This is a genomic window from Pukyongiella litopenaei (genome assembly GCF_003008555.2).
Taxonomy (GTDB): Bacteria; Pseudomonadota; Alphaproteobacteria; order Rhodobacterales; family Rhodobacteraceae; genus Pukyongiella; species Pukyongiella litopenaei.
Genome location: NZ_CP027665.1, coordinates 1,314,746 through 1,327,724, shown reverse-complemented (window position 1 = coordinate 1,327,724; position 12,979 = coordinate 1,314,746). Strand labels below are relative to the sequence as shown.

General features: G+C 66.3%; 12 protein-coding genes. 10 read left to right on the top strand and 2 right to left on the bottom strand.

What is annotated here, in order from left to right:
- The first annotated feature begins 33 nt into the window (after positions 1-33).
- From C6Y53_RS06730 to lpdA, 10 genes are all read left to right on the top strand, one after another.
- On the top strand, positions 34-552 hold the full coding sequence (locus C6Y53_RS06730; RefSeq protein ID WP_106471742.1) for a sulfopyruvate decarboxylase subunit alpha: 519 nt from the start codon (positions 34-36) through the stop codon (positions 550-552).
- Complete coding sequence (comE, locus tag C6Y53_RS06725; RefSeq protein ID WP_106471741.1) at positions 549-1,103, top strand: sulfopyruvate decarboxylase subunit beta; 555 nt, start codon at positions 549-551, stop codon at positions 1,101-1,103. The genes C6Y53_RS06730 and comE overlap by 4 nt, the downstream gene beginning before the upstream one ends.
- Positions 1,104-1,401: 298 nt before the next feature.
- Complete coding sequence (sucC, locus tag C6Y53_RS06720; protein WP_106471740.1) at positions 1,402-2,595, top strand: ADP-forming succinate--CoA ligase subunit beta; 1,194 nt, start codon at positions 1,402-1,404, stop codon at positions 2,593-2,595.
- Between the two features lie 29 nt (positions 2,596-2,624).
- Positions 2,625-3,254 (top strand): hypothetical protein, encoded by a 630-nt coding sequence (locus tag C6Y53_RS06715; RefSeq protein ID WP_149615477.1) that lies wholly within the window; start codon positions 2,625-2,627, stop codon positions 3,252-3,254.
- The gene (locus C6Y53_RS06710; RefSeq protein WP_106471738.1) at positions 3,251-3,784 is read left to right on the top strand and encodes a hypothetical protein; all 534 of its coding nucleotides are present in this window, start codon (positions 3,251-3,253) and stop codon (positions 3,782-3,784) included. The genes C6Y53_RS06715 and C6Y53_RS06710 overlap by 4 nt, the downstream gene beginning before the upstream one ends.
- A gap of 17 nt (positions 3,785-3,801) precedes the next feature.
- Positions 3,802-4,683 carry a succinate--CoA ligase subunit alpha gene (sucD, locus tag C6Y53_RS06705; RefSeq protein WP_106471737.1) on the top strand — a complete coding sequence of 294 codons (882 nt, stop codon included), beginning with the start codon at positions 3,802-3,804 and terminating at the stop codon, positions 4,681-4,683.
- A gap of 269 nt (positions 4,684-4,952) precedes the next feature.
- The gene (locus C6Y53_RS06700) at positions 4,953-5,492 is read left to right on the top strand and encodes a DUF805 domain-containing protein (protein WP_106471735.1); all 540 of its coding nucleotides are present in this window, start codon (positions 4,953-4,955) and stop codon (positions 5,490-5,492) included.
- On the top strand, positions 5,489-8,452 hold the full coding sequence (locus C6Y53_RS06695) for a 2-oxoglutarate dehydrogenase E1 component (protein WP_106471734.1): 2,964 nt from the start codon (positions 5,489-5,491) through the stop codon (positions 8,450-8,452). The genes C6Y53_RS06700 and C6Y53_RS06695 overlap by 4 nt, the downstream gene beginning before the upstream one ends.
- Before the next feature lie 3 nt (positions 8,453-8,455).
- Complete coding sequence (odhB, locus tag C6Y53_RS06690; protein WP_106471733.1) at positions 8,456-9,961, top strand: 2-oxoglutarate dehydrogenase complex dihydrolipoyllysine-residue succinyltransferase; 1,506 nt, start codon at positions 8,456-8,458, stop codon at positions 9,959-9,961.
- Between the two features lie 158 nt (positions 9,962-10,119).
- Positions 10,120-11,508, top strand: a complete 1,389-nt coding sequence (lpdA, locus tag C6Y53_RS06685; RefSeq protein ID WP_106471732.1) for a dihydrolipoyl dehydrogenase — start codon at positions 10,120-10,122, stop codon at positions 11,506-11,508.
- Between the two features lie 88 nt (positions 11,509-11,596).
- On the opposite strand, the gene C6Y53_RS06680 is transcribed toward lpdA, so the two are convergent.
- Both C6Y53_RS06680 and C6Y53_RS06675 read right to left on the bottom strand, forming a co-directional pair.
- Entirely contained in the window at positions 11,597-12,217 is a 621-nt protein-coding gene (locus C6Y53_RS06680; protein WP_106471731.1) for an enoyl-CoA hydratase/isomerase family protein, read from the bottom strand.
- Positions 12,214-12,972, bottom strand: coding sequence for an SDR family oxidoreductase (locus C6Y53_RS06675; protein ID WP_211299483.1), 759 nt, complete (start codon positions 12,970-12,972; stop codon positions 12,214-12,216). Before C6Y53_RS06675 ends, C6Y53_RS06680 begins: the two co-directional genes overlap by 4 nt.
- Positions 12,973-12,979: the final 7 nt, after the last annotated feature.

Sequence of the window (12,979 nt, the reverse complement as noted above, 5' to 3'; positions counted from 1 at the left end):
CCCGTGAATGCAGCAATCTCAGGACCAGCACCGATGACCACGGAACCCGGACCCATCGACCGTAAGATCGCCGACGACCTGGTGGCCAACGACATTTCGTTCGTCACCACCGTCCCCTGCAAGCAGCTGGCGGGCGTGATCGCCGAAATCGACCGGCGCGACGACATCCTGCATGTGCCCGCCAACAAGGAGGACGAGGGCATGGGCCTCTGCGCCGGGGCCTTCATGGGCGGGCGGCGCTCGGCCATCATCATGCAGAACACCGCGATCGGCGTCACCATCAACACGCTGGCGACGCTGATCCAGTTCTACCGGCTGCCCCTGCCGATGCTGATTTCCTATCGCGGTGAACTGCGCGAACCGGTGGCCTGCCAGGTCGAGATGGCCGTGCATACCAAGGCGCTGCTGGCCCAGCTGAACATCCCGACCTACCATTTCCACCGGCAGGAGGACGTGGCCGAACTGGATGCGATCCTGAAATACACGTTCATGTGCAGCAAACCGGTCGCGATCCTGACCGATGCAAGTTTCTGGGGAGGGTACGGCGAATGATCCGTTCGGAAATCCTGCGGCAGATCGCGCCGATCCTGCGCGACAACCTGGTGGTCTGCAATATCGGCATTCCCAGCCAGGAACTTCATGCGATCGACGATCAGCCCAGCAATTTCTACATGCTGGGCACGATGGGGCTGGCCTCGTCGATCGGGCTGGGGCTGGCGCTGGCGCAGCCCAGGCCGGTGATCGTGATCGACGGCGACGGATCGGTGCTGACCAATCTCGGCACGCTGCCCACCATCGCCAACAATCCGGCGAACAACTACGTCCTGCTGATCATCGACAACGGATCTTACGGTTCGACCGGCGACCAGCCGACCTATACGGGCCGGCGCACGTCATTGACCGGCATGGCCAGGGCGGCCGGCTGCGACCGGGTGGTCGAATGCAGCGCCGAAGAGACCGGCCGCGTCCTGCAGGAGGCGCTGGAGGCGCGGGAAATGACGGTGATCGTCTGCAAATGCGACAGCGGCAACGCCAGGATGCCGGTCATCACGCTGGATCCGGTTGCGATCCGCGACCGGTTCATGGCCGCCATCCGCGCCTGAGCCGTCCGCGCGGGCGGCACGGCGGACGCATCGCGCCGTTCGGGGCTGCCCGGGTCGGACCTGACCGGGCCAGACCGGACCTGACCGGGCCGAACCGGCGGATGATTCTGTCTTGCCGCCATTCGCCGCCGGGTATCGCCGGTCATGTCGGATATTTTGTGATCACACCCTTTCCGGCTGTGATCACATATGTCGCTTTTTCCGGCAAATTGCTGCCCTGCGGCAAAAAAGCGGTTAACCCGCACCGCCGGACGGGCCTATATCACGGCTTGATGACAGCAGGACGGGACAGTTTGCGATGAACATCCACGAATACCAGGCCAAGGCTCTTTTGCGCAGCTACGGCGCGCCGGTTTCCGATGGCCGGGTCGTATTGCGGGCCGAGGACGCCAAGACCGCGGCGGGTGAACTGGACGGGCCGCTCTGGGTGGTCAAGGCACAGATCCACGCGGGCGGCCGCGGCAAGGGCAGTTTCAAGGAAACCGATGCCGGCGAGAAGGGCGGCGTGCGGCTGACCAAATCGGTCGAGGAGGCCGCCGAGGAGGCCAAGCGGATGCTGGGCCGCACGCTGGTCACGCACCAGACCGGCCCGGTCGGCAAGCAGGTCAACCGGATCTATATCGAGGACGGGTCGGGGATTGAGCGCGAACTGTACTTGGCGCTGCTGGTCGATCGCGGCACCAGCCGCATCTCGTTCGTCTGCTCGACCGAGGGCGGCATGGACATCGAGGAGGTCGCCGCGCAGACGCCCGAGAAGATCCTGTCCTTCGCCGTCGATCCGGCCACCGGCTACCAGCCCTATCACGGCCGCCGCATCGCCTTCATGCTGGGCCTGGAAGGCAAGCAGGTGAAGCAATGCGTTGCCCTGATGGGCACGCTCTATCGCATGTTCATGGAAAAGGACATGGAGATGCTCGAGATCAACCCGCTGATCGTGACCGATGGCGGCGACCTGAAATGCCTCGACGCCAAGATGGGATTCGACGGCAACGCGGTCTATCGCCATCCGGATATTTCCGAACTGCGCGACACGACCGAGGAAGACCCCAAGGAACTGGAAGCGTCGAAATACGACCTGAACTACATCGCGCTCGACGGCGAGATCGGCTGCATGGTCAATGGCGCGGGCCTGGCGATGGCGACGATGGACATCATCAAGCTCTACGGCTCGGAACCCGCCAACTTCCTCGATGTGGGCGGCGGCGCGACCAAGGAAAAGGTGACCGAGGCATTCAAGATCATCACCTCGGACCCGAATGTCAAAGGCATCCTGGTCAATATCTTCGGCGGCATCATGCGCTGCGACGTGATCGCCGAGGGCGTGGTTGCCGCGGTCAGGGAAGTGGGCCTGAAAGTGCCGCTGGTGGTCCGGCTCGAAGGCACCAATGTCGAGAAGGGCAAGGAGATCATCAACACCTCCGGGCTCGACGTGATCGCCGCCGACGACCTCAAGGACGGCGCGCAGAAGATCGTCAAGGCGGTGAAGGGCTGATCCACGCGGTCGGCCGGGGGCTGAATTCCATGGTTCGGAACGGTCGTAGATACGGGATGGCGGGGCGCGGCGGCAGGCCGCGCGCCGGGTGGCGTCGTGTCGCCGCTCTCGTCGCGTTGCTGCCGGGCATGGTCAATGCGCAGCATATCCCGACCGGCCGTTTCGACCTGCCCCGGACCTTTTCGATCTTCAATGAATACTGCACCGCCGCGATGCAGGGGCTCGAGATGCTAAAGCCCAGGCTGCCCGTTCCCGGACCGGCCGGCGAACAGGTCTATGCGGTGTCGCCCGATGGCAACCTGATCACCTTCCAGACCGCCCGCGACGAATTCCTGATCATCGGCGCCTTCCGGTATCATCCGAATTTCGTGCTGCGCGAATGCATGGTGCAGCAGATCGTCGGCGCGATGAAACCGGGGCCGGAACTGGTGCAGGAATTCCTGGCGCTGGCGCCCAGGGGCGACGGCATCACCATGACCGGCGGGCGTGTCTCGGAACAGATCCCGCCCGCGGGGCTGATGGCGCTGGCGGGCATGATCGTCCGCGACCGCTACGAATATCTGATCTACGGCGCGATGCAGCCGCAGGGCACGGTGATGCTGGCGGGGATGGCCGATGGCAATTTCCGTCTGAACAGCTATGTGGCGGTGCCGCGATGATCCGGTTCGCTTCGATCCTCGCGCTGTTGCTGCCGGTCGCGGCGTGGTCGCAGAGCGTCGAGGACGCCGCCCGCGCCAACGCGGCGCTGGCGCTGCAACTGTGCATCCAGCCCCATGTGCAACCCGCCGCGCGCGCCCAGATGTTCCGCAACGCGGGCTTTGGCGAGCGGGTCGAGCGCAGTTCGATGAACAGCGACACCACGCATTACTTCGCGGCCCCCGCCGATACGGTGCGGGTCGAGCTCTACTATGGCGAGATGCCGGAACATTGCATCGTCTCCAGCAACCATCTGGGGGTCACCGGCGCGGCTGCGGTGCTCGATTCCGTGGTGCCACGGCTCTATCCGGGTTTCGTCCGGCAGGTCGTTCAGGGCGCGCCCAACTCCGCCACCGGGCAGCCGGTGCAGTGCGTGATCTACCAGGATCCCGCGAATCCCATCGGACTGGAAATCGGTGTCAACGCCGCCGGCGGCGCACAGGGATGCGTCGAGAACGGCACCAGTCTTTTCTATCAAACCTATCGCGTCTAACCAGCAAAGGACCACTCATGGCAGTCCTCATCGACGAAAACACCAAAGTGATCTGCCAGGGCCTGACCGGCTCTCAGGGCACGTTCCACACCGAGCAGGCGATTGCTTATGGCACGCAGATGGTCGGCGGCGTGACGCCGGGCAAGGGCGGGATGGAGCATCTGGGCCTGCCCGTGTTCAACTCGGTCCACGAAGCCAGGGCCGTGACCGGGGCCAATGCCAGCGTCATCTACGTCCCGCCGCCCTTTGCCGCGGATTCGATCCTCGAGGCGATCGACGCTGAGATGGAGGTGATCGTGGCGATCACCGAGGGTATTCCGGTGCTGGACATGATGAAGGTCAAGCGGGCGCTGGAAGGCTCGACCAGCCGCCTCATCGGCCCGAACTGCCCCGGTGTCATCACGCCCGACGCCTGCAAGATCGGCATCATGCCCGGCCATATCCACAAGCGCGGATCGGTCGGCGTGGTGTCGCGGTCGGGCACGCTTACCTACGAGGCGGTCAAGCAGACTACCGATGTCGGGCTGGGCCAGTCGACCTGCATCGGCATCGGCGGCGACCCGATCAAGGGCACCGAGCATATCGACGTGCTGGAGTGGTTCCTCGGCGACGATGAAACCACCAGCATCATCATGATCGGCGAAATCGGCGGTTCGGCCGAGGAAGAGGCCGCCGAGTTCCTGGCTTCGGAAAAGAAGAAAGGCCGCTGGAAACCCACCGCCGGGTTCATCGCCGGACGCACCGCGCCTCCGGGCCGGCGCATGGGTCATGCGGGCGCCATCGTCGCCGGTGGCAAGGGCGGTGCCGAGGACAAGATCGAGGCGATGCGCAGCGCGGGCATCGTGGTGGCCGAAAGCCCTGCGGGCCTGGGCGAGGCGGTGCTGGAGGCGATCGGCTGAGCCGCCGCGTCCCACAAGGGGCGCACGGATCGGCCGGATGACGGTATGATGGTGATGGTCAGCCACGCATTGAGATTCGTTTTTCCCGCGACGGGACTAACCGCCGGCATGTCGGTCGAGCCGTTGCCGCATCCGTTCCGTGTGCCGGGTGACGGGCAGGGCGGGGCGGATCGCAGGCGATGCGACCACTTGCCCGCCGCGGCGCGCAGGGCGCTGGACCGGAGTTTCAGATATGGCGGTTATCCCGACCGCCCGGAGAGGGTGTAATCATGGGCTTTCAGACCGCGATCCGGACTTGCCTGGGCAAATACCTCACCTTTTCCGGGCGCGCGTCGCGCCCGGAATACTGGTGGTTCTTCCTGTTCGTGTTGCTGTCCAACGTCGTTGCCGGTCTTGTCGACATGGCGATGTTCGGACAGGCCGGCGTGACCGAAGCCGACGGCTCGGCATCGGTGACCGCCTATGCGCGCCAGCCGGTGCAGGGGCTGGTCGGGCTGGCGCTGTTCCTGCCGCACCTGGCGGCGGCGTTCCGGAGGATGCACGATACCGGCCGCAGCGGCTGGTATGCGCTGCTGCCGACGCTGCTGGGTCTCGGCGCGCTGGTGGTGCTGGTTTTCGGCATCGGCGCGGCCAGCCATTTCCACGGCGGCACGATGGACCGGTTGCTGACCGGGGCCACGCTGCTGATCCTGCTGCCGACCCTGCTCGTCCTGCTGATTTCCCCGCTGCTGGTGCTGTGGTGGCTGACCCGCCCCAGCCAGCCCGGCGCGAACCAATACGGTCCCAACCCGCGTGAGGTGACACAATGACCGAACACTCTCCCAACGATCAGTTCCATGCCTCGAGTTTCATGCAGGGGCAGAACGCGGAATATCTCGAACAGATGTATGCCCGCTATGCCACCGACCCGAACGCGGTCGACGAGGCCTGGGCCGAGTTCTTCCGCCAGCTCGGCGATGCCGAGCTCGACGTGAAGGCCGAGGCGCAGGGGCCCAGCTGGGCGCGCCGCGACTGGCCGCCGCAGCCCGATGACGACCTGACCGGGGCGCTGACCGGCGAATGGGCCGAACCGGCCGAGATCAAGGGCGCGGGCGACAAGATCCGCACCCGGGCCGCCGAGACGGGGATCGAGGTGTCCGACGACGCGGTGAAACGCGCCGTTCTCGACAGTATTCGCGCGCTGATGCTGATCCGGGCCTATCGGATCCGTGGCCACCTGGTCGCCGACCTGGACCCGCTGGGGATGCGCGACGAGACCCGGCATCCCGAGCTCGACCCGCGTTCCTACGGCTTTACCGAGGCGGACATGGACCGCCCGATCTTCATCGACAACGTGCTGGGGTTGCAGATCGCCCCGATGCGGCAGATCGTCGAGATCGTGAAACGCACCTATTGCGGCACCTTCGCGCTGCAATACATGCATATTTCCAACCCCGAGGAAGCGGCCTGGCTGAAAGAGCGGATCGAAGGCTATGACAAGGAGATCCGCTTTACCCGCGAGGGGCGCAAGGCGATCCTGAACAAGATGGTCGAGGCCGAGGGCTTCGAGAAGTTCCTGCATGTGAAATACATGGGCACCAAGCGGTTCGGGCTCGATGGAGGCGAAAGCCTGATCCCGGCGATGGAGCAGGTGATCAAGCGCGGCGGCGCGCTGGGCGTCGAGGAGATCGTGATCGGGATGCCCCACCGGGGCCGTCTCAACATCCTCGCCAACGTGATGGGCAAACCCTATCGCGCCATTTTCAACGAATTCCAGGGCGGCAGTTTCAAACCCGAGGACGTGGACGGGTCGGGCGACGTGAAATACCATCTCGGCGCGTCGTCGGACCGCACCTTCGACGGCAATGTGGTGCACCTGTCGCTGACCGCCAACCCGTCGCATCTCGAGGCGGTGAACCCCGTGGTGCTGGGCAAGGTCCGCGCCAAGCAGGACCAGCTGCACGATACCGACCGCACCAAGGTCATGGGCATCCTGCTGCATGGCGACGCGGCCTTTGCCGGGCAGGGCGTCGTGGCCGAAGGCTTTGGCCTGTCGGGCCTGCGCGGGCACAAGACCGGCGGCACCATGCATATCGTGGTGAACAACCAGATCGGGTTCACCACCGCGCCGCATTTCAGCCGTTCGTCGCCCTATCCGACCGATATCGCGCTGATGGTCGAGGCGCCGATCTTCCACGTCAACGGCGACGACCCCGAGGCGGTTGTCCATGCCGCCAAGGTGGCGACCGAGTTCCGCCAGAAATTCCACAAGGACGTGGTCATCGACATGTTCTGCTATCGCCGCTTCGGTCACAACGAAGGCGACGAGCCGATGTTCACCAACCCGATCATGTATCGGCGGATCAAGACCCACAAGACGACACTCAGCCTCTATACCGAACGGCTGGTGCGCGACGGGCTGATCCCCGAGGGTGAAATCGAGGACATGAAGGCCGCGTTCCAGGCCCAGCTGAACGACGAGTTCGAAGCCGGCAAGGATTATCGCCCGAACAAGGCCGACTGGCTGGACGGCAAGTGGGCGCATCTGGTGCGCCGCAACGAAGAGGATTACCAGCGCGGCGAAACCGCGATCAAGCCCAAGACGCTGAAACAGATCGGCAAGGCGCTGACCCGCGCGCCCGAGGGTTTCCCGCTGCATCGCACCGTCGGGCGGCTGCTCGCGGCCAAGCAGGAGATGTTCAAGACCGGCGAGGGCTTCGACTGGGCCACCGGCGAGGCGCTGGCCTTCGGGTCGCTGATGACCGAGGGCTTCCCGGTGCGGCTGGCCGGCCAGGACGCCACGCGCGGCACGTTCTCGCAGCGCCATTCCGGCTATGTGAACCAGGATACCGAGGAACGCTATTATCCGCTCAACCACATCCGTGCGGGCCAGTCGCAATACGAGGTCATCGACTCGATGCTGTCGGAATACGCGGTGCTGGGTTTCGAATACGGCTATTCGCTGGCCGAACCCAACGCCCTGGTCCTGTGGGAGGCGCAGTTCGGCGATTTCGCCAACGGCGCGCAGATCATGTTCGACCAGTTCATCAGCTCGGGCGAAAGCAAATGGCTGCGGATGTCCGGGCTGGTCTGCCTGCTGCCGCACGGGTTCGAGGGGCAGGGGCCGGAACACTCCTCGGCCCGGCTGGAACGGTTCCTGCAGATGTGCGGACAGGACAACTGGATCGTGGCCAACTGCACCACGCCGGCCAACTATTTCCACATCCTGCGGCGCCAGCTGCACCGGACCTTCCGCAAGCCGCTGATCCTGGTCACGCCCAAATCGCTGCTGCGCCACAAGCTGGCGGTCAGCCGGGCCGAGGATTTCACCACCGGGTCCAGTTTCCACCGGGTGCTGTGGGACGATGCCGAAAAGGGGATCTCGGACACCAGGCTGGCCGCCGATGAGAAAATCCGCCGCGTCGTGATGTGTTCCGGCAAGGTCTATTTCGACCTGCTGGAGGAACGCGACGCCCGCGGGATCGACGATGTCTACCTGATGCGGATCGAACAGTTCTACCCGTTCCCGGCCCATTCGCTGATCAAGGAACTGGAGCGGTTCAAGGGGGCCGAGATGATCTGGTGCCAGGAGGAACCCAAGAACCAGGGCGCCTGGGGCTTCATCGAACCCAATATCGAATGGGCCCTGACCCGGATCGGTGCCCGCGAAACCCGCCCGCGCTATGTGGGCCGCGCCACCTCGGCCTCGCCCGCGACCGGGCTGGCCAGCCAACACAAAGCCCAGCAAGACGCCCTCGTCAACGAGGCGCTGACCATCGAAGGATCGTAACCCATGACAACCGAAGTACGCGTGCCCACGCTGGGCGAATCCGTCACCGAAGCGACCGTCGCCACCTGGTTCAAGAAGCCCGGCGATGCCGTGGCCGTGGATGAAATGCTGTGCGAACTGGAAACCGACAAGGTGACGGTCGAGGTTCCGGCGCCCGCCGCCGGAACGCTGGCCGACATCGTCGCGGGCGAGGGCCAGACCGTGGGCGTGGATGCGTTGCTCGCCACGATCGCCGAAGGTGCTGCCGCCGCCGCTGCACCCGCCGCCGCTGCGGCCCCGACAGGCGGTGAAGATCCCGCGCCGGGTGGCGATACCGTCGATGTGATGGTGCCGACACTGGGCGAAAGCGTGAGCGAGGCCACCGTCTCGACCTGGTTCAAATCCGTGGGCGATGCCGTCGCGCAGGACGAGATGCTGTGCGAACTGGAAACCGACAAGGTGTCGGTCGAGGTGCCCGCCCCCGCCGCCGGCGTGTTGGCCGAAATCACCGCCCCCGAAGGCAGCACCGTCGCGGCCAACGCCAGGCTGGCGGTCATCTCCGGGTCCGCCGCCGGGGCTGCCGGCGCGTCCGCATCGGCACCCGCACCGGCTGCCGCTCCTGCCGCGGCTTCCGGCAAGGATATCGCCAACGCGCCCTCGGCGGAAAAGGCGATGGCCGAGGCCGGGCTGTCCCCGGATCAGGTGCCGGGCACCGGCCGGGACGGGCGGATCATGAAGGAAGACGTGGCCCGCGCGGTGGCCTCGGCCGTGGCGGCCCCCGCGCCTGCCGCAGAGGCGGCTCCGCGTGCACCGGTGCCGGCCGACGATGCCGCGCGAGAGGAACGGGTCAAGATGACCCGCCTGCGCCAGACCATCGCCAAGCGCCTGAAGGACAGCCAGAACACCGCTGCCATGCTGACCACCTATAACGAGGTCGACATGTCCGCGGTGATGGGGCTGCGCAAGGAATACAAGGACCTGTTCGAAAAGAAACACGGCGCGCGCCTGGGCTTCATGTCGTTCTTCACCAAGGCCTGCTGCCACGCGCTGAAAGAGGTCCCCGAGGTGAACGCCGAGATCGACGGCACCGACATCGTCTACAAGAACTTCGTGCATATGGGCATTGCCACCGGCACGCCGACGGGGCTGGTGGTGCCGGTGATCCGGGACGCGGATTCGATGTCCTTCGCGGCGATCGAAAAGGCGATTGCCGAAAAGGGCAAGCGCGCCCGTGACGGCAAGCTGTCGATGGCCGAGATGCAGGGCGGCACCTTCACCATCTCCAATGGCGGCGTCTATGGCTCGCTGATGTCCAGCCCGATCCTCAACCCGCCGCAATCGGGCATCCTCGGCATGCACAAGATCCAGGACCGCCCGATGGTGGTGAACGGAGAAATCGTGATCCGCCCGATGATGTATCTCGCGCTCAGCTACGACCACCGCATCGTCGACGGCAAGGGCGCGGTGACCTTCCTGGTGCGGGTGAAAGAGGCGCTGGAAGACCCCCGCCGGCTGCTGATGGATCTGTGAGGACGATGGCCGATCAGCCGCGGCACGGGGGCCACATGGAACCGGGCGCGGCTGCATGCCCGCCCGCCTCGCCCCCTTCCTCTTGCCCGAAATATCCCGGGGGAGCCGCGAAGCGGCGGGGGCAGCGCCCCGACCCGGCCTGAAAACAGGAGACCGAAATGGCCCAATATGACGTGATCATCATCGGCGGCGGCCCCGGCGGCTATGTCTGCGCCATCCGCTGCGCCCAGCTGGGGCTGAAAACCGCCTGTGTCGAGGGGCGCGAAACCCTGGGCGGCACCTGCCTGAATGTGGGCTGCATACCCAGCAAGGCGTTGCTGCATGCCTCGCACATGCTGCATGAGGCCGAACACAATTTCGCCAGGATGGGGCTCAAGGGCAAAAGCCCCTCGGTCGACTGGAAACAGATGCTCGCCTTCAAGCAGGAAACCATCGACGGCAACACCAAGGGCATCGAATTCCTGTTCAAGAAGAACAAGGTGGACTGGCTCAAGGGCTGGGGCAGTATCCCCGAACCGGGCAAGGTCAGGGTCGGCGACGAAACCCATGACGCCAGGCAGATCGTGATCGCGACAGGATCGGAACCCAGCAGCCTGCCCGGCGTCGAGGTGGACGAAAAGGTGGTGGTCACCTCCACCGGCGCGCTGGAACTGGGCAAGGTGCCGAAATCGCTGGTCGTGATCGGTGCCGGGGTGATCGGGCTGGAACTGGGCAGCGTCTACCAGCGGCTGGGGGCGCAGGTGACGGTGGTCGAATACCTCGACGCGATCACGCCGGGTATGGACGCGGAGGTGCAGAAGACCTTCCAGCGCATCCTCAAGAAACAGGGCCTGGGCTTCGTGATGGGCGCCGCGGTCCAGAAGACCGAGGTCAAGCGCGGCAAGGCCACCGTGACCTACAAGCTGCGCAAGGATGACAGCGAACACACGCTCGAGGCCGATACCGTGCTGGTGGCGACCGGACGACGGCCCTATACCGAGGGGCTCGGGCTCGACGCGCTGGGCATCGAGATGACCCGGCAGGGCCAGATCGCCGTGGGCGCGGACTGGCAGACCAGCGTCAAGGGCATCTACGCCATCGGCGACGCGGTGCCCGGCCCGATGCTCGCCCACAAGGCCGAGGACGAAGGCATGGCGGTGGCCGAACAGGTTGCAGGCCGGCACGGTCATGTGAATTACGGCGTGATCCCCGGCGTGATCTACACCGCGCCCGAGGTGGCCAATGTCGGCGAGACCGAACAGGGGCTGAAGGATGCGGGCCGGGCCTACAAGGTCGGCAAGTTCAACTTCATGGGCAACGGGCGGGCCAAGGCGGCACTGGCGGCCGACGGGTTCGTCAAGATCCTGGCCGACAAGGAAACCGACCGCATCCTCGGGGCGCATATCATCGGACCGGCCGCGGGCGAGCTGATCCACGAGATCTGCGTCGCGATGGAATTCGGCGCCTCGGCCGAGGACCTGGCGCTGACCTGCCACGCGCATCCGACCTTCTCCGAGGCGGTCCGCGAGGCGGCGCTGGCCTGCGGCGACGGGCCGATCCACAGCTGAACCGGCCGGGTCACGGGGCGCATCCGCGGATACGGCCCCGTGACCGGCCAGCGAAGTGGCCCGCAAGGGCCGATGAGCGGGTCTGCCGCTATCCCTTGCCGCAGAGCGCGGCGATGCCGGCCGCCACCTCGGGCCGGGCGGCCAGCGCGTCGGCGACCAGCGCGCGCGCCGTGTCCATCAGCGCCTCGGGCTCGGCCAACCGGTCCACCAGCCCGATCCGCAGCGCCTCCGCGGCCTCGAGCCGCGCGCCCGCCATGAAGATCAGCTTGCTCCGCGCCGGTCCCACCAGCGCCGCCAGTCGCACCGGGTCCGAGGGCTGCGGCAGGAAGCCCCGCTTCATTACCGGGTAGAAGAAATTGGCACCCGGCACCGCGATACGCAGGTCGCAGGCCAGCGCCATGCCCATCGCGCCCCCCGCCAGCGTGCCGTTCAGCGCGGCCACGCTCAGGCAGGGCAGGGCGGCGACCGCGCCCGACAGCCGTTCCCATTGCGGTGACGTGGCCAGCCTTCCCTGCATCTCGTCCAGGTCCGCCCCGGCGCTGAACACCTTGCCGCGCCCGGTCAGCACAAAGGCGCCCGCCCCCTCGGCCCCGGCCGCCTCGGCGATATCGGCCAACTCGCGCAGCATCGCCTCGGTCACCGAATTGGCCTTGCCGGGCCGGTTCAGGGTGGCGATCCACAGGCCCCCGTCGCGGTCCAGTTCGATCATGCCAGCCCGACCCGCGCCCGGATCTCCGGGTCGCGCAGCGAAATCTCCGTGCCGGTGAACTCGTCCGCATCGGCCGTGCACATCCACAGCAGCGCGCGGGCGGGCCAGTCGGGCGGGACGTGATCGGACCAGTTCAGTTCGCTGACGGGGTTGATGCCCGATGCCTTGATCTCGCGCTGCATCTGCGTGGCCACCGTGCCCGGCGACAGGCCCATGGCGCGAATGCCGTTGCCGCGTTCCTCGTGATCGAGACAGGCGGTCAGCATCGCCGCCCCCGCCTTGGAGGCGCAGTAATGGCTCCAGGCCTCGACCGGGCCGTGGGCCGCGCCCGAACTGACCGTCAGCACCGTGCCGCCCCCGGCCGCGCGCATCACCGGCAGCGCCGCGCGCATGCCGTGAAAGACCCCCTTGAGGTTGATGTCGACCGCCTGCCCCCAGCCAGCAGGATCGGCGTCGCGCAGATGCGATATCGGTTCGATCACGCCGGCATTGCCGATCAGCACGTCGAGCCCGCCGAACCGGTCGACCGCCGCGGAGACCGCCGCCTCGACCGCGCCGTAATCGGCCACGTCACAGGCAATTGCCAGCGCCCGGTCGCCGATTTCCACGGCCAGTTCGGCCAGGCTGTCGGCGCTGCGCGCGCAGAGCACGACATTGGCCCCGGCCGCGGCGAAGACCCGCGCCGTGTCGGCGCCGATGCCGCGGCTGGCCCCGGTGATCAGCACGGTCCGGCCGGTCATCTCCGTCTGTTGCATCCGCTAT